Origin of the sequence: Shewanella morhuae, from assembly GCF_900156405.1 — a bacterium.
GTDB classification, from domain to species: domain Bacteria; phylum Pseudomonadota; class Gammaproteobacteria; order Enterobacterales; family Shewanellaceae; genus Shewanella; species Shewanella morhuae.
In genome coordinates, this window is the sequence record NZ_FTNN01000023.1 from 1 (window position 1) to 17,784 (window position 17,784).

Annotated in this window: 16 protein-coding genes and 1 pseudogene; 15 read left to right on the forward strand and 2 right to left on the reverse strand. The window is 45.3% G+C overall.

Features of this window, described 5'->3' with window-relative positions; translation table 11 throughout:
- The 15 genes and pseudogenes from BW947_RS17890 to BW947_RS17960 all read left to right on the forward strand — a co-directional run.
- Positions 1-348, forward strand: a 348-nt coding sequence (locus BW947_RS17890) for an integrase core domain-containing protein (protein ID WP_143562274.1), incomplete at its 5' end; no start/stop codon positions are given.
- Positions 349-1,006: 658 nt separating this feature from the next.
- Positions 1,007-1,906 carry an ATP phosphoribosyltransferase gene (gene hisG / locus BW947_RS17895; RefSeq protein WP_076502215.1) on the forward strand — a complete coding sequence of 300 codons (900 nt, stop codon included), beginning with the start codon at positions 1,007-1,009 and terminating at the stop codon, positions 1,904-1,906.
- A 3-nt stretch (positions 1,907-1,909) separates the two neighbouring features.
- Positions 1,910-3,211, forward strand: coding sequence for a histidinol dehydrogenase (hisD, locus tag BW947_RS17900; RefSeq protein ID WP_076502189.1), 1,302 nt, complete (start codon positions 1,910-1,912; stop codon positions 3,209-3,211).
- Positions 3,212-3,286: 75 nt separating this feature from the next.
- Positions 3,287-4,450 carry a histidinol-phosphate transaminase gene (gene hisC / locus BW947_RS17905; RefSeq protein WP_076502191.1) on the forward strand — a complete coding sequence of 388 codons (1,164 nt, stop codon included), beginning with the start codon at positions 3,287-3,289 and terminating at the stop codon, positions 4,448-4,450.
- Between the two features lie 55 nt (positions 4,451-4,505).
- Positions 4,506-5,597, forward strand: a complete 1,092-nt coding sequence (gene hisB / locus BW947_RS17910) for a bifunctional histidinol-phosphatase/imidazoleglycerol-phosphate dehydratase HisB (RefSeq protein ID WP_076502193.1) — start codon at positions 4,506-4,508, stop codon at positions 5,595-5,597.
- 34 nt (positions 5,598-5,631) lie between these two features.
- Positions 5,632-6,432 (forward strand): imidazole glycerol phosphate synthase subunit HisH, encoded by an 801-nt coding sequence (gene hisH, locus BW947_RS17915; RefSeq protein ID WP_076502195.1) that lies wholly within the window; start codon positions 5,632-5,634, stop codon positions 6,430-6,432.
- A 73-nt stretch (positions 6,433-6,505) separates the two neighbouring features.
- A complete protein-coding gene (hisA, locus tag BW947_RS17920; protein WP_076502197.1) occupies positions 6,506-7,243 on the forward strand; it encodes a 1-(5-phosphoribosyl)-5-[(5-phosphoribosylamino)methylideneamino]imidazole-4-carboxamide isomerase in 738 nt (245 codons plus the stop codon).
- A complete protein-coding gene (gene hisF / locus BW947_RS17925; protein WP_076502199.1) occupies positions 7,225-7,998 on the forward strand; it encodes an imidazole glycerol phosphate synthase subunit HisF in 774 nt (257 codons plus the stop codon). Before hisA ends, hisF begins: the two co-directional genes overlap by 19 nt.
- 85 nt (positions 7,999-8,083) lie before the next feature.
- Complete coding sequence (hisIE, locus tag BW947_RS17930; RefSeq protein WP_076502201.1) at positions 8,084-8,722, forward strand: bifunctional phosphoribosyl-AMP cyclohydrolase/phosphoribosyl-ATP diphosphatase HisIE; 639 nt, start codon at positions 8,084-8,086, stop codon at positions 8,720-8,722.
- 781 nt (positions 8,723-9,503) lie between these two features.
- The gene (locus BW947_RS17935) at positions 9,504-10,691 is read left to right on the forward strand and encodes an aromatic amino acid transport family protein (protein WP_076502203.1); all 1,188 of its coding nucleotides are present in this window, start codon (positions 9,504-9,506) and stop codon (positions 10,689-10,691) included.
- Between the two features lie 253 nt (positions 10,692-10,944).
- Entirely contained in the window at positions 10,945-14,292 is a 3,348-nt protein-coding gene (locus BW947_RS17940) for an intermembrane phospholipid transport YdbH family protein (RefSeq protein ID WP_076502205.1), read from the forward strand.
- Positions 14,293-14,305: 13 nt separating this feature from the next.
- A complete protein-coding gene (locus tag BW947_RS17945; protein WP_076502207.1) occupies positions 14,306-14,524 on the forward strand; it encodes a YnbE family lipoprotein in 219 nt (72 codons plus the stop codon).
- Between the two features lie 25 nt (positions 14,525-14,549).
- Positions 14,550-14,870 carry a YdbL family probable chaperone protein gene (locus BW947_RS17950; RefSeq protein WP_076502209.1) on the forward strand — a complete coding sequence of 107 codons (321 nt, stop codon included), beginning with the start codon at positions 14,550-14,552 and terminating at the stop codon, positions 14,868-14,870.
- Positions 14,871-15,045: 175 nt separating this feature from the next.
- Positions 15,046-15,342, forward strand: a pseudogene (locus tag BW947_RS17955) (tyrosine-type recombinase/integrase); the annotation flags it as partial.
- Between the two features lie 598 nt (positions 15,343-15,940).
- Positions 15,941-16,192, forward strand: coding sequence for a helix-turn-helix domain-containing protein (locus BW947_RS17960; RefSeq protein ID WP_076502211.1), 252 nt, complete (start codon positions 15,941-15,943; stop codon positions 16,190-16,192).
- A 122-nt stretch (positions 16,193-16,314) separates the two neighbouring features.
- On the opposite strand, the gene BW947_RS17965 is transcribed toward BW947_RS17960, so the two are convergent.
- Together BW947_RS17965 and BW947_RS17970 are read right to left on the reverse strand one after the other, a co-directional pair.
- Positions 16,315-16,530, reverse strand: coding sequence for a hypothetical protein (locus BW947_RS17965; RefSeq protein WP_076502213.1), 216 nt, complete (start codon positions 16,528-16,530; stop codon positions 16,315-16,317).
- A 65-nt stretch (positions 16,531-16,595) separates the two neighbouring features.
- Entirely contained in the window at positions 16,596-17,696 is a 1,101-nt protein-coding gene (locus BW947_RS17970; protein ID WP_076499763.1) for an ISAs1 family transposase, read from the reverse strand.
- Between the last annotated feature and the right edge of the window lie 88 nt (positions 17,697-17,784).

Here is a 17,784-nt window from a genome sequence, read left to right on the forward strand (position 1 = left end):
TCACGGAGTAAGCCTAAAAACCTGATATTTCACTCAGACCAAGGCAGTCATTACACTAGCCTTAAATACCGTCAACGGCTGTGGAAATATCAAATAACTCAGAGCATGAGCCGCCGAGGTAACTGCTGGGATAATGCGCCAATGGAGCGATTTTTCAGAAGTTTAAAAACGGAATGGGTGCCAACGCAAGGCTATAAGGGTTTTGTGGAAGCTAAACAAGATGTGACTGATTATATTATTGGTTATTACAGCCAAGTCAGGCCACATCATTACAATGCAGGATTAAGCCCAAATGAATCAGAGCGAAGATTTTGGGAAGATTCTAAAGCCGTGGCCAAATTTAGTTGACCACTTCAACCCTAGGTTTCGATTCACCGTGTCGATGAGCGAATACCATGGCAAGCCTGTGTGAGTTGGATATCAATAAAGACCTAATAACTCACAACTCAAGTTTCTATCCACTTGCAACATCCCCCCAACAAGCATGCTCGACTTCTTTACCCAGCGATAATCATCTGCCTTTTCACAGAAACGCATAAATATTCTCATTTAATTCAAATTGGCTGTTGCAAAGACTGATGAAAGCGGTTAATTTAAATCCACTTAAACGGATAGACGTCCGTAAATACAGAATTAAACATCTAGCCAATACAGAGACAATGATATGAGCCGATTACTGAACGCTATCCACCATCACCACCATATGCGGTAGCCTTCGGACGCTCACTGCCGGAGGACTATATCCTTCTGGCGGACTGATTCAAGATGATCATAAACCCCTGGAAGGAATTCCGGGGGTTTTTTGCATTTAGGCGTTAATTTTGGTTTTAATTTTGATTTAATTTTAAATAGGTAATTTTAGATATTTAATAAATTATCAATACGTTAGCTAGAACACTTGGCTAGATTTATTAGCGAGAGCCATTGAATGGCAAGGCGTATTAAACCGATTAAACAGCACACTTTTGAATCTTTTAATTTTGATACTTTTGAGCGAGATAACACTATGACTGAATCAACCCGTTTACGTATTGCCATCCAGAAATCTGGTCGTCTTTCAACCGAATCGCAACAACTACTAAAAAGCTGCGGTGTTAAATTTACCATTAATGAACAACGACTTATCGCTCACTCTGACAATATGCCTATCGATTTACTGCGCGTTCGTGATGACGATATCCCAGGATTGGTGATGGACGGTGTAGTCGACATGGGGATTATTGGTGAGAACGTACTCGAAGAAGAACAAATCGAGCGTCAAACACTGAATAAACCGGCAGATTGTCTCAAACTGCGTCAGTTAGATTTTGGTTCATGTCGCCTGTCACTCGCCGTGCCAAAAGAGTTCAGCTACAAAGACCCGTCATCGTTAGAGGGATTGCGTATCGCTACGTCATACCCCAACTTGCTGCGCCGTTTTATGCAAGAAAAAAGCATAACTTATCGCGACTGTTTATTAAAAGGCTCGGTTGAAGTCGCGCCGCGTGCTGGTCTTGCCGATGGTATTTGTGATTTAGTCTCTAGTGGCGCCACCTTAGAAGCCAATGGTTTATACGAAACCGAAGTTATTTACCGCTCTATGGCCTGCATCATTCAATCAACTCAAACCCAAACGCCAGCCAAACAAGCATTAATCGATAAAATTTTATCCCGCGTGAATGGCGTTATTCGTGCCCGTGAAAGTAAATACATTTTATTGCACGCGCCAACCGAAACCTTAGCTCAAATCGTCGCCCTACTGCCCGGCGCCGAAAACCCTACCGTATTACCATTAAACGACGATACTAACCGCGTGGCTATTCACGCCGTCAGTACCGAAGATTTATTCTGGGACACGATGGAACAGCTAACTGCACTCGGTGCCAGTTCGATTCTAGTGATGCCAATCGAAAAAATGATGGGGTAATGTATGGATATCCTAACTTGGTCAACCTTATCAATCGCCGAACAGAAAGATGCCCTCAAACGTTCACCCTTAATTGGTGATAGTGGCTTAGAGCAAAGCGTTCGCGCCATTCTCGATGCAGTAGCAAGCCGCGGTGATGCCGCCATTACAGAATTTAATCAGAAGTTTGATGGCTTTAATAGCGCAAAAGTGGGCGAACTGCGCATGGGCGAAAGCGAGATTGCCACAGCAAGTGCACGGGTGTCACCGGAGCTAAAAGCTGCCATCGCCAATGCAATGGCGAATATCGATGTGTTTCACAGCGCCCAGCAATTTAGCCCGATTGATATGGAAACCGAGGCAGGAGTACGCTGCGAGCTACGTAGCGAACCGATAGAAAAAGTGGGCTTATACATTCCAGGTGGCAGTGCGCCGTTAATCTCTACCGTGATGATGCTCGCCCTGCCCGCCAAAATTGCCGGTTGCGAGCAAAGGGTGTTAGTCAGCCCACCACCCATCAACGATGCCATTATTTATGCCGCTAATGCCTGTGGCATTACAGAAATCTATCAAGTCGGCGGCGCGCAGGCGATTGCAGCCCTGGCCTTTGGCACAGAAACCATTCCTGCAGTCGATAAAATTTTTGGCCCTGGCAATCGTTATGTAACTGAGGCTAAATGTCTGGTATCTCAAGATGGTCGCTGCACTGTGTCTATTGACATGCCCGCGGGGCCTTCTGAAGTGTTAGTGATTGCCGATAGTGACGCAAATTGTGAGTTTATTGCCGCCGATTTACTCTCGCAAGCGGAACACGGCCCTGATTCACAAGTGATTTTAGTGACAGACTCGCAAGCTATCGCCGCTGGCGTAAATGACGCGCTGACAAGGCAGCTGGCCGCCCTGCCGCGTAGTGATATCGCCGCTAGCGCCCTGCTCAGCAGTCGCACTTTTATCGTCGATAATATGCTGCAAGCCGCGCAGGTATCTAATCAATATGGGCCTGAGCACTTGATCATTCAAACGCGCTTTCCACGCGAGGTGCTTAAAAACATTCGCGCTGCTGGTTCAGTCTTTTTAGGTGCTTATACGCCGGAATCTGTCGGCGATTATGCCAGTGGAACCAACCATGTGTTGCCGACCTACGGTTATAGCCGTGCAGTATCTAGCCTGTCCTTAGCCGATTTCAGCCGCCGCTTTACTGTGCAAGAGCTCAGTGCCAAGGGCTTAATCGGGCTTGGACAAGCGGTCATGACGTTAGCCAGTAACGAATTGCTCGATGCGCACAAAAATGCCGTTGCCATTCGCCTAGCTAGCCTAGAGAAATGATCCGCTTAAACCTTAAGTGAACAACTCTTAAGTGATTAGCCCTTAAGTGTATAAAAATAGAGCTGAGTGAAGAAAATGAGCCAAGTAAGCAGCATGGATAAGACAGCAGAACCCACAGTATTAGCATCGCAGCTAACCTTAGCCGAGCGCCTAGCACGCCCTGAGTTACTGGACTTAACGCCCTACCAAAGTGCCCGTAGATTAGGCGGTCAAGGTGATATTTGGATCAACGCCAACGAATCGCCGTTTAATAATGTTGATACGGCAACACTTGATTTGTCCAAACTAAATCGTTATCCAGAATGCCAGCCACCCGAGCTTATCAAGGCCTACAGCGAATACAGTGGCGTAAGCGCGCAAAAAATTGTCGCGAGTCGCGGCGCCGATGAAGCCATTGAGCTATTAATTCGCGCTTTTTGCATCCCTGGCGTTGATAGTATTGCCTGCTTTGGCCCAACCTATGGCATGTATGCCATCAGCGCCAACACCTTCAACGTAGGTGTTAAAGCACTAAATCTCAGTGTTGAGTATGGCTTACCGGCAAATTATGTCGATGAAGTGCGCGGCGCAAAACTGGTGTTTATCTGCAATCCCAATAATCCGACCGGCACTGTGATTGAAAAAGCCATTATTGAGCAAGCAATCAAAGCTCTGCCAGACGCGCTGGTAGTGATTGACGAAGCCTACATTGAGTTTTGCCCTGAATACAGCGTGGCGGATTTGCTAGCAAGTTATCCCAATCTAGTGGTACTACGCACCCTATCAAAAGCCTTTGCACTCGCCGGCGCACGCTGTGGTTTTATGCTGGCAAACGAGGCCGTAGTCGAAATCATTATGCGCGTGATTGCGCCCTATCCAGTGCCGCTGCCCGTGAGTGAGGTTGCCACGCAGGCGCTATCAAGCACTGGCGTTACACGGATGAAAGAACAAGTTGCCGAATTAAACCAGCAAGGCGCCAAGCTCACAGCGGCTATCAGCACCTATTGTGACCAATTCTGTGGTGACAAGCTCGGCGGCGTCGATTCCCGCGCCCGCGTACTTAAACCTAATGGTAATTATGTGCTGGCTGAATTTGATGATGTCGCCAAAGTCGCGGCTTTACTACAGGGCAGCGGCGTTGTCGCCCGTGCCTACAAAGACCCAAGGCTTGCCAAGGCTATTCGCTTTAGCTTTAGCTCAAAGGCAGATACCGATTTTCTAGTGAATTTATTTGAATCACAACTTTATGATTATAAATAAAAATAACTAATAACATATTATTTAAACAAATTGAATCAAATTTAAAGGTAGCAAAATGAACCCCATATTTACCCCAAACGTTGCACAAAAAATCTTATTTATCGATCGTGATGGCACCTTAATTGAAGAACCTATCACCGATAAACAAGTCGATAGTCTGGCTAAATTAGTGTTTGAACCACAGGTGATACCCGCCCTGCTGCGTCTACAAAAAGCGGGGTTTCGCTTAGTTATGGTCAGTAATCAAGATGGCCTTGGCACATCGTCTTTCCCACAGGAAGATTTCGATGCGCCGCATAATATGATGATGCAAATCCTCAAAAGCCAAGGGGTTAATTTTGAAGATGTGGTGATTTGCCCACACTTTAATGATGAAAATTGCAGCTGCCGCAAGCCAAAACTTGGGTTGGTCAAAGAGTATTTAACCCAAGGTTGTATCGATTTCACCCAATCGGCAGTGATTGGCGATCGTGAAACCGATGTCGAACTGGGTAATGCCATGGGTATCAAAAGTGTGAAATACCAACGCGATACTTTGGGCTGGAATGCCATCGCCGATGCGCTACTTAATAAAGGCCGCATCGGAACGGTAGTACGCACCACGAAAGAAACAGACATTCGCGTAACTGTAGATCTGGACAGTACAGTTAAAGGTAAAATCGACACTGGCATTGGCTTTTTCGACCACATGCTCGATCAAATTGCTACCCACGGTAATTTTAGAATGGATGTGAAAGTTGATGGCGACTTAGAAATCGACGATCACCACAGCGTCGAAGATACTGCGCTGGCCATAGGTGATGCCCTGCGCCAAGCACTCGGTGATAAACGCGGTATTGCCCGATTCGGTTTTAGTCTGCCGATGGACGAAGCCAAGGGCGAATGTTTACTGGATATCTCTGGTCGTCCTTTTATCAAGTTCTCAGCCGATTTTGAGCGCGAGCATGTCGGTGGAATGGCCACAGAGATGGTGCCGCACTTCTTCCGCTCCTTTGCCGATGGCCTGCGCTGTACGCTGCATGTGTCGACGCAGGGCGATAACGATCACCACAAGGTTGAAGCTCTATTTAAAGTGCTCGGCCGCGCGCTGCGCCAAGCAGTGAAAGTCGAGGGTGATATTCTGCCATCGAGTAAAGGCGTGCTTTAAGGCTGCGTCAGCATAAATCGTTTAAGAGGTTAGGATGCAACAAGACTCGCAACAATCTAAACTAGCTCAACTAAGCGCTAATGAGCTACAAGATACTGATCTTACAAATAACAGTGCCGATGCAGTGATAAGCGACGTCGCTGAAACCGTTATCATAGATACGGGCTGCGCCAATTTAAACTCAGTACGTTTCGCCTTTGAACGTTTAGGCGCGAAGGTGTTGGTCACCGACGACAAAACTAAAATAAAAGCGGCAAAACGTGTGGTATTGCCGGGCGTTGGCACCGCGGGCGCTGCTATGGCGTCCTTGCATGAAAAAGGCTTAGTGGAATTGATTCAAGGCTTAACTCAACCCGTACTGGGCGTGTGCCTTGGTATGCAAATGCTGGCGGCGATTTCTAAGGAACGTGGCGGAAAAGGTCAAGATTGTCAGTGCTTAGGCATAATCCCTACCGATATTTGCGAGCTGGATACGCAGTTACTTAAAGCTGAAAGCTTACCTTTGCCGCACATGGGCTGGAACCAGCTTAACGTCTCCAACAGCCCTAACGTTCACCCGCTTTTTGCGGGTATTGAAGATGGTAGTTATGTGTATTTTGTTCACAGTTACCGCGCGCCGTTGAGCGAATTTACCTTAGCCGAGTGTACCTATGGTGAAGGCTTTAGCGCCGCCATCGGCAAAGGCAATTTTATGGGCGTACAGTTTCACCCAGAAAAAAGTGCCGCCGTGGGCGCGCAAATTCTGCGTAACTTTTTACAGATGGACGAAGTGCTGCTAAACGCATCGAAAAAGGATGCTGTGAGCGACTCTACTGACATAAAAAAGAGTAACTGATGAATAAAATACTTAACAAAAAAGTCAGCACTAATAGCGCTTTCATACCAAAACTTGTCAGAGAGGTACACTTATGATCATCCCTGCGATTGATTTAATTGATGGCAATGTCGTGCGCCTCTATCAGGGTGATTACGCCCAGCAGACCACCTTTGATTTAAGCCCTTTGGCACAGCTGCAATCCTACGAGGCCCAAGGTGCTAAATGGCTTCATATCGTTGATTTAACTGGCGCGAAAGATCCTGCTAAACGTCAAATTCGCCTTATCAGTGAACTCGTTACGGGACTTAACGCCAACATTCAAGTGGGCGGCGGTATTCGCACGCAGCAACAAGTCACTGAATTATTAGCTATCGGTGTAAAACGCGTGGTGATTGGCTCTCTCGCAGTAAAAGAGCCTGAATTAGTTAAAGAATGGTTTATTAAATACGGTAGCGAAGCAATTTGCCTGGCACTCGATGTCAATATCAACCAAAGCGGCGAGAAAATTGTCGCGGTATCCGGCTGGCAAAGTGGTGGCGGTAAAAGTTTAGAATCCCTCGTAGATACCTTTAGCGCTGTCGGCTTAAAGCATGCGTTGGTGACTGATATTAGCCGTGATGGCACGCTAACGGGCGCAAATACCCCGCTTTATCAAGAAATTGCCGCTAGCTATCCCGATATCGCTTGGCAAGCCTCTGGTGGTATTGCCACTCTTGATGATGTTGCCGCCGTGCGTGATAGCGGCGCCGCGGGCATCATCATTGGCAAAGCCTTGCTTATCAATCAGTTTAATGTGGCGGAGGCAATCCAATGCTGGCCAAACGACTAGTCCCTTGTTTAGATGTAAAAGACGGTAAAGTTGTAAAAGGCGTGCAGTTTCGTAACCACGAAATTGTTGGCGATATCGTGCCTTTAGCTGCGCGATATGCCGAAGAAGGCGCCGATGAACTGGTGTTTTATGACATTACCGCCAGCGCCCATGATCGCGTAGTCGATAAATCTTGGGTGAGCCGCGTGGCTGAGCAGATTGATATTCCCTTCTGCGTAGCAGGTGGCATTAAAACCATTAGCCAAGCCCGTGAATTATTGGCCTTTGGGGCGGATAAGATTTCAATCAACTCACCTGCCTTAACCGATCCGAGTTTGATCTCACGCCTGCAAGATGAGTTCGGCCGCCAGTGTATTGTGATTGGTATCGACTCCTTTTTCGATGCCACCAGCAACAGCTATAAGGTAAAGCAATTTACCGGTGATGAAGCAGCGACTAAAGATACGCAGTGGTTTACCCAAGACTGGGTTGAAGAAGTGCAACAACGAGGTTGTGGTGAAATCGTGCTCAATGTGATGAACCAAGACGGCGTGCGCGGCGGCTATGATATCAAGCAGTTAAGTCTTGTTCGTGCTATCTGTGATGTGCCTTTAATTGCCTCTGGCGGCGCTGGCACTATGGCGCATTTTCGTGATGTGTTTATTGAGGCCAAGGTCGATGCGGCGCTGGCTGCGAGCGTATTCCACAAGGCGATTATCAATATCGGTGAGTTAAAGGCCTACTTAGTAGCCCAAGGTATTGCTATCAGGCGTTAAGCGCTGGCTGATGCCACTTCTCGCTACAGTTAGCACAAGCCAAATACATCACTAAAAAAGCATAAACAAATTAAGAGTAAACACTATGTCAACGCAAACAAACACTCAGTCAGATTTTAGCGAGCTGGATTGGGACAAGCAGGATGGACTTATTCCTGCCGTTATCCAAAACCACCTATCAGGCAAGGTATTAATGCTCGGTTACATGGATAAAGCGGCACTGGCAAAAACCTTAGAGACAGGTGATGTGACCTTTTTCAGCCGCTCAAAACAGCGCTTATGGACCAAAGGTGAAACCTCAGGCAACACGTTAAAGTTGGTCGCTATTGATAAAGATTGCGATAACGACAGCCTTTTGGTGCAAGTGATCCCCAACGGCCCAACTTGCCACAAAGGCACCGAAAGTTGCTGGTTAGATGACAATGTGCACCCCTTTTTGAATAATCTGGCGAGCTTAATTACCTCACGCAAAGGGCAAAGCGCCGATTCTAGCTACACGGCTTCTTTATTTAAAAGTGGCACTAAGCGTATTGCCCAAAAAGTCGGCGAAGAAGGCCTTGAAACTGCCCTTGCTGCCGCAACCCATGATAAAGAAGAGTTGGTGAATGAAGCCTCTGATCTTATCTATCACTTGCTGGTATTACTCGAAGATCAAAACTTAAGCCTTAGTGATATCACGGCCAACTTACTGGCAAGACATGAAAAAGCGTTACAGCATAAGTAACTGATGCTAAAGCTAATTGATATTGAGCTAGGATGCTCAGTAAGATTGAGCTAAATTAATATCGCAACCAATGGACAGGTTAACTCATCAGTATCAGGTTTACTCGTTTGACTGATAACTCATGCCGCAGATTTCACTCAAGTCTGCGGCATTTTACTTTTTGCCAACACTTCACCTGCGTTATCGCAACAAAATGAAAGGGTTCCCGACGATAACGTGATGATAAAAAACCATCAAAATACTGTCGTAATGGTTGACAAGTACAGCTAGAGTCCCTATCGTAACCGACGTCAAGATATTGCGGTGTTAAGATAATGCACCTGTTAAAACAGCACTCTGCTACTCTAGGCTCTCATATTCAAGACTCAATTAACCCAGCGACTAGCGCCGAATGTTTATATTATCGGCACCAAAAATACTCGCACTGTGGTTATTCATGTGTACCCAACCATTTTACTCAACACAGGCTAAGGCAAGTTTTATGTGTTTCTCACTATTCTATTATCTCTATCTGTAGCCGCAATGGCATAGATAGACTTCCTCGCCTGACCTTCCATTGTGGCCATATCCGTTCGGATCCGCTGAGCGCCACTGTTATTTCAAAATGAAATAGTGACATGATTTACTGATTAAATGCTAAATAATTAAACGTTAAGTCATTAAACGTTAAGTCATTAAACGTTAAGTCATTAAACGTTAAATCGCGTCAGACTGTGTAAGCCAGCTATTTTTGGATCACCTCTTTATCTCCTTTTTTACAGCTATTTTTTGAGATCTCGTTATGACACAGAATAAAATACTCGGCAGTTTACTGCTTATCGCAGGCACCACAATTGGCGCGGGTATGCTGGCTTTACCTATCGCATCGGCGGGACTGGGGTTTGGTACCTCTTCAGCCATCATGTTGATCCTGTGGGCGCTAATGGCCTACACCGCGCTGTTAATGGTAGAGATCCATCAATTCGCGCCCAGTGACGCCAGCCTTAATCACTTAGCACAACATCTACTGGGTCGTAAGGGTCAGTTGATCGCCAATACTGCTTTGATGTTTTTGCTGTACGCCCTTTGCGCCGCCTACATTGCAGGCGGCGGCGAGCAAGTAAACCAAAAGCTGAGTACTTGGCTAGGGTTAAGTTTGCCACCACAATCGGGCGCCATACTGTTTACCCTGCTGATTGGGACGATTGTGGGTATGGGCACCCATTGTGTGGACCTTATCAACCGCGGTCTTTTTGCCCTTAAATTATTAGCATTATTACTGATGCTCACTTTATTGCTACCGCAGGTCGAAAGCCCGCACTTGCTCGAATTGCCCCTCAACCAAGGTTTGATTATCTCGGCTATTCCGGTGATTTTCACCTCATTTGGCTTTCATGGCTCTATCCCTTCTGTCGTGCGTTACTTGGGCGTGGAAGTCAAAGCCCTGCGTAGAATCATGCTGTTAGGCTCGGCCTTACCGCTGGTGATTTATCTTTTATGGCAACTAGGTAGCCAAGGCGTATTGAGCCAAAGTCAATTGCTTGAAAACCAGAGTTTATCGAGTTTTATCAACCAACTGGCAAGCGTGCTACACAGTAAATATCTCAGCAGTGCGATTAGCCTATTTGCCGACTTAGCCTTGGCAACCTCGTTTTTAGGGGTAAGTTTAGGTTTGTTCGATTTTATGGCATCCACCTTAAGGCGAAAGGATAATTTTTCTGGCCGCAGCTTGACTGTGACGATCACCTTTTTACCGCCCTTAGGTTTTGCCCTCTTCTATCCACAAGGCTTTATTACAGCCCTTGGTTATGCGGCAATTGCGCTGGTGATCCTCGCCATTTTCTTACCTGTCGCTATGGTGTGGACACAACGCCAAAGGCGAGATATGGCCAATATGCCGACAGGTTACCGCGTTGCGGGTGGCAAGCTTGCCTTAATCTTCGCCACACTTTGTGGTATTGCCGTTATCGCTGCCCAGATTTTTAGCTAACCGACAAATTAGCTAGCCCAAATAAAATATTAGCTACAAGAGCCTGTAAATCCTCAACTATTAACGACAGGCTTTTGTCTATCGAATGCTGATTTCACATTAGTCAGCTAACGCTTTGAGTGTTAAACTGCCTATCTTAGTGCGTGCATCGGCTTAACAATATGTGCTTAATACATGTACTTAAATACATAGAAAACGAGCCTTAGTGCAATATTAATAACGTGCTCTGTTGATAAGGATAAAGTCAAAGCTCATGCCAATCCCCAACAAGCCCAAATCCCACAAGCAAAGCTCTCAAAGCGCTGCCCACCATCGGGCGAAACAAAATGAGGTGAGTGTGATACCCGCAGATGCGGATGGAATAGTCACAGAAAAAAAGTCGAGCCAAGGTCGTGGTATATTTCCTTTCAAAAAAGCCCTATTGCTCACCAGTTTAAGCGGTATGTTGTTTGGCGCAGCGTGCATTATTTGGATTATCAATACTCAAACTGAAAAGCTGATCATGCAGGCAGCTAACTATGCACTTAGTGGTATGGACAGCGAGCTGATTGATATTCACTTGGGCAATAGTCAGTTAGAACAGTGGCGCATTACGTCTGCCAACCTTAGGGTGCGTGACAGCAATATCACGCTTAACAATCTGAATGTCGCGCTAACACTCGACTGGCCGCAGAGTTTTGCCGAGCTTAAAAAGTACAGCCAACTATCTTATCTCACTCAAAAAATCACAAAAATCACCACAGGTGACATTGAGGTCGAGTTAGGGGAATCGTTGTTTTTACGCAATCACAGTGCCATTGATGAACAAGGCCCCGCATTTGCCCTAGATATTAAATCATTACCCTTAATCGATATTGGTAAAACTGACTTTATCCTGAAAGCGCAACATGACTTACCGGCCTATCACCTCGTTATGGACAAACTGAGTCTAAATGGTACCGGTAAAATCAACAGTGAATTTAGCCATGCCGGCGAAAGTATCGCGCAACTTAACGCACAGCTTACCGCCCAAGAATGGCAACTAGAGAGCCGCATCGCATTGGCTCCCCTATTAACTAGTTTGCATCAGATAAGCCTGAGACAGCATAAAGACAGTGTGCTGTCTCAGCTAAGTGAACTTGATCAACAGTGGCAAGCGTTAGCCATCGATTTACAAGGACAGCTCGTTTCCCATAGCCGCCTTGGGTTAATTTCGGGCGAACTGGCAAGCCAACATAAGTTAGATAACCCAAAGGTTACGTTGAATCAGTTAGCCGCGCTGCAGCTAACGCCTACATCTGGACTCGACTTTAAGCCTACGGTTGAATTTGGTATTGCGGGACATTTCACAGAGCTAGGGTTAACTCTTGAACCCTTTAGTTTGGCACTGAGTCCAAACAGTGAACAACAGCAGCAATTAATACAGCTACTCGACGAGCCGCTTTCTAAGCCAGTATCTCAAACATCAACGCCGACATCGCAGCGAGTATTAACGTTACTCTCAGGGCTAAAAACTACCGAAGCGTCAATGGGAATAGCGCTGACATTAACTGAGCCTCTGCATTATCCGCTGACCCGCCCCCAGCAGGCACAGCCTTCTCCGTTAACGCAATCCACCCGTATCCAGTTGCCCCATGTGCAGCTAAAAACCTTAGGCAGTAAAATTACCACTCAGCTCGACCTCGATAATCTGGAAATCGAACATTCTGCTACGGCATTACAATTCACAACAGATTGGCGCGTTAATGCAGAACAACAATTTCCGCTAAAGTTAACAGACCTCTGGCTAAATGCGTCGCAGGATTTAGGCTGGAATAGCGGTAGATTAAGCAGTAGCGGGCAGTTTAGTTTTACACGCTCACTCAATACTACCGATTGGCAATTTACAACTACACCATTTAACCCAGTCAAATCTACTATTGCAAGTCAGCAACCCACAGTTCAATTCGCGTTAGAAGGACTCAAGTTTTATAGTCCTACCGAACAACAGGCAACCAAAAGTACCGAATTAAGCCTTGGCAATATCAGCCTCGATGCCCTAGCCCAATTACAACTGAGTTCGCAAACCCTGTATGTACAGCAAAATAAAGGGCCAAACTCACTTTCCAATGTAACGTTAAATACACGGTCAAACACAGGCCCAACTAACCCGAATATAAGCCGATTAAACATAGCCTTACCGCCATTAGCATTAACCCTTGAGCAACTATCTTTTTCGCAAACAACGCAGTCGGCAGCAACGATAGACTCGGCCGATGCCGTCACTAGCCGCAGTGATATCAGTGCAGCTGCGTTTTCTATCACATCGCAACAGGACATATCCTTTGACTTATCTCATACCGAAACGCCAATCAATGCCTTATTAGCGTTGCCGTGGAGCAATAAACTTGAATGGCAAATCAGTCAGCTCAATATTGATAAACTGCTTAGCAGTAAAGGCCGAAGCCGCAAAGAAACGGTGCTCAAGCTGGATAAATCGGCACTGACACAAACCTTAGAGTGGAAAAACAATACCCTTTTAGGTAATGAGCAATGGCAAGTGGGCACCGTCAAACTGCAAAGCCAACATAAACTGAGCTTCGCCACCGCCACTAAGCCGTTAGCATTAACTGGTCAATGGGTCGTTGACACCAGCATGACTGAAGCCCTTGCGCTGCTTAATCAAACCCAGCCAGTGCCATCAGATCTCAATGTCACTGGCAATAACCAATTACAGGCACAGTTTACCTTAACCCAACTGCGCAAACAGGCGCAATTTGCCATGCAAATTACTCAATCAATGACCGAGCTTAATGGTTTTTATAAAGACATTATTTTTGAAGGTGGCAAACTGCAGGCGCAATGTGAATTCACTTGGGGGCTTTCCCATAAACAAGAAGCGCATAAAAACCTTCAAGATAAAGGCAATGTGAGCAGTTTAAGTAAACTCAACTGCCCACAAACGCTGATGACCTTTAATCTATTCAACCCCGGTTTTCCGCTCACCGATATCGAGGTGGCAGCCGATATTGCACTGAACAAAGATGCCGCAAAACTACCCGACAATTGGATACAGCAGCTCACAGGATTAAGTGATACCGATGTATCTATGACGGCCAAAGGCAAAGTGTTGAGCGGCCAGTTTTTACTACCAGAGTTTAGTCTTAAATTACAGGATAAATCCCATGCCTACCTACTACTGCAGGGCATGAGTCTGGAGGAGGTTTTACGCATTCAACCGCAAACAGGTATTTATGCTGACGGTATATTTGATGGCGTATTACCGGTAGATTTAGTCGACGGCAAGGTATCCATTACCGGTGGGCAATTAGCCGCACGAGCACCCGGCGGCTTGATTGCTATCTCGGGGAACCCCGCAGTGGAACAGATGCGCCAATCCCAGCCCTATCTTGATTTTGTGTTTTCAACAATGGAGCACTTACAATACAGTCAATTATCAAGTAGCTTTGATATGAATCAAGCATGGGATGCCAAGCTACTCGTCGAAGTAAAAGGCCGTAGCCAAGGAGTTGAGCGCCCTATTCACTTGAATTACTCTCATGAAGAGAACATGCTGCAATTATTCAAAAGTCTCCAGATTGGTAATGATTTGCAAGATAGAATCGAAAAATCGGTGAAGTAACAAGGAAACCTCAGTGAAGATAATTCAATTACAGCAAGTTAATATAGGTGCCAGAAGCACTCTGGCCGTATTGGTCGCACTTGTCGCATTGCAAGGCTGCGCGCCCACAGTAAAAATAGAACCGCCAGATAAACCTATCGTCATTAATCTTAACGTCAAAATTGAGCATGAGATAAGAATCAAAGTCGATAAAGAGCTCGACCAACTACTATCTGACGATAAGCTGTTCTAATTAAATAAGCATTGAGGAATATATTATGAAATCGAAACTACTATTGCTATTGACCCTCAGCTTCTTAAGCCTCAGCGCCTTTGCCATGTCACTCCAAGACGCTAAGTCACAAGGTTATTTAGGTGAGCAGCCCAACGGCTATTTAGGGTTAGTTCAAGCCAACCCCGAAGCAAAAGCAGTGATGGACGATGTTAATAACAAGCGCCGTGCCCACTACGAAACCATCGCCAAGAAGAACAAACTCTCGCCTACCGAGGTTGCTAAACTCGCTGGCGAAAAAGCCATAGCAGCCACAGATAAAGGTAATTATGTGCAAGATTCAAACGGCAAATGGATTAAAAAATAATCTGCTAGAAGCTTTGCTCATCACGCAGCGATAAGCCACACAAAGCCCGATATTTATCGGGCTTTAATGAATCTGATTTAGACATAACCGCTCAACTCGCAAGCAAGAAAGCATTCGCTTGGTTTTTCTCAATGGTAAGAGTAGACACCCTTAGTATGATCACTCCGTTCGCCGCTGGTTTACTGGACTTCTTAAGCGCGCCAAGTTACGCCATAGTGGACCAAATCAATGTCGCCACACCTTTGCAAGTCAGCTGCTTTCTAACTACGTACCGCTTGAGTGGGTAGCCCGTCAGCTTGGTCATAGTGATACTACGATGATCAAGAAACACTATGGGAAATGGATCCCAAAAGACTCACAACGCATGGCTAGCAGAATATCTGAAATGATGGGCTTTAATGTGGACATAAGCGGACAGGAAAACGCTGAAATGGTCCCAAAATGGTCCCAAAGCAACAAAGGGAACCAGTAAGGTACTGATTCCCTTTGCTTTAATTTGGCGGTGAGAGAGGGAGTCGAACTATAGACGTAACACATTGAAAAGTATTGAGAATAAAGACATACCACAGTGTCGCATTACTTTTTGCATTACTTCCGATTTTTGATAATTTCTTCAATTAGACCAATAACTTACCCTGGGAATCCGGCTCCTCAACTTTTAACTAAAATAATAGCATAAGCCATTGTATTTATTATACTTTACTGCATCGTCAAAAAATTTAACTATTACTAGCACTAGTCGCCATATTCAAATGTTTTTCACACATCTGTGATTTATTTTGATGGCTCAATGCCAAGATCTTACATTACTTGAGTAACGGCACTTTATCACTAAAAGGCAAGCATAAGACACTGCTTGCATGTGTTTAATTTTAAGTGTGCAACAATAAACATGCCATATAACTAATCAACGATCTCATTCGCTTTGGCTATCTGGAATACTGAACTGAGCCAGCGATGGAGAGTGGTCAACTATCCTGATGACTTTCATACATTCCTACTCCTTCATTTAATGTAAAAATAAAACATCTCAAAATGGGATATTTTACAACTTACTCTAATATCCGAGCATGAAAAAAATATGGTCGGATCGCGAAGAAGCTTTGCGTAATGAACTGAAAGCCATGCGTAAGATGGCTGGGTTCAATCAAAGTGAACTTGCTCCTAAATTAGGCAAACCCCAAAGTTTCGTATTCAAGTACGAGAGCGGGGAACGTCAACTCAAAATACTAGAGCTTGAGCAGGTTTGTCTTGCTTGTGGCACAACAACACATGCATTATTGAAAAATTTTAGTGAGCAATATGCCGTCACCAACGTATAAATTTGAATGAGAGGATTGATACGTATCAGTTATTATTTATAGGACGTATTAGACGAGCTAGTAGAAGTTAAAAACGTTTACTAGCTCTCACCTATCAATTATTTAGTCTAATGTTTAAGCATTTAAGCGGCTAGCTCATCTATTGCTTGAATAACATTTTTGGTTTCTATTGAGAGTTTTTTGCGCTGTTTAATCACTGAAACAAATAGAGGCTTCATTCCCAAATTAGCTATCGCATATCGATTCTCGTAATTTGCATACATATTTTCTAAAAAAACAGGTGTGATTATTTTCTCTAAATTCTGATTTACATTATCTACTTCTTCACGTGTGAACATAAATGTGGTTGCTAAATATTCAAACTGGTCTTTGACCAGGGCGGGATTAAGCTTTGTTAAATCTTTTAACCAAAGAAAATCTCGCTCCTAAAATCGCCATTCCATGCTGCCTTTCTTATCTTGGTTGGTTTACTGGCTTTTAGCGGATGCTGCTCTAAAAGGTTCAGCACGATACGCCGAAATAGCGCCATCTTCTTCGCGTTTTCACGGTCACCCATTCTTGAGCTGTCTTCCCTAAAGGTGACGTCAAGCACCCAGTGTTGCTGGTTCTCGATGTGCCAATGCTGACGCACCGCTTTGGCTGCAAGTTCGACGTCCAGAGGTAAAGAACTTAAGTAATAATCCGTATTAATGCTTGTAACACCTTTATATGTTCGTTGACGCTCAACGGCAATTAGCGACTTGGCTGATGGCCACTTTTTCGCGAGCGCCTGCGGCAGCTTTGCTGGAATTTGAAATGTCGTGCGACGCTCCTTACGGCCATGCCCCTTGTCATCCTCTTCGATACTCAATATGTCGACGCCGTCGTTATCCCAGTGAGGTTGGAACTGCATCTCTATGGCCTGCCTAAGTAGAGGTTGGTTGCCTTTTACCTGAACAACATAGTCACCTTTAGCTTTGATGATTTGTTGAAGCGTTTCCCGCTGGCAGTGAAGTGCATCAAAGGTTACAACAGCGTCTTTAATGTCTAACATGTGCAACAGCGCTTGAACCGTTGCGATTTCGTTACCTTTGGTCTGTGTATCTTGCTGATACAGCACAATTCCTTGTTCGGTATCAAAGGCCGAAACGAGGTGTAGCGCATTTTTAGCGCCATGTTGATTAACTGCACCCCGCAACGTTTTGCCGTCGATAGCGATTAATGGCTTGGATGAGGCCTCTCTTAAGCTATTTGCCCAACTAAAGAGCGCCAACACCAGTATTTCGGTATCGATGACTTTAATGATCCGAGCAATGGAATGCCGAGTCGGGATCCCTTTGTCAAAATCTCGATGTTTACGTAGCCAAGATAGGTTCTCTTTGCCGAATTCTTCGATAGCTTGCCAGCCATCACAACCTGAAGTGATTGCCGCTAAAACGAGAAAAATAATATCAACTAAATCATGGTCTAGGTTGATGTGAGAGCGAGGGTCTTCGATGAGTTTCAAGTGTTCAAATAAGGACATGGATTAGGTTCAGTAGAATAACATGCCCGATCAGATCATGCAGATACGAAGAAGTTCCCTACTGTTAACAAAGTATGATCCCGCCCTG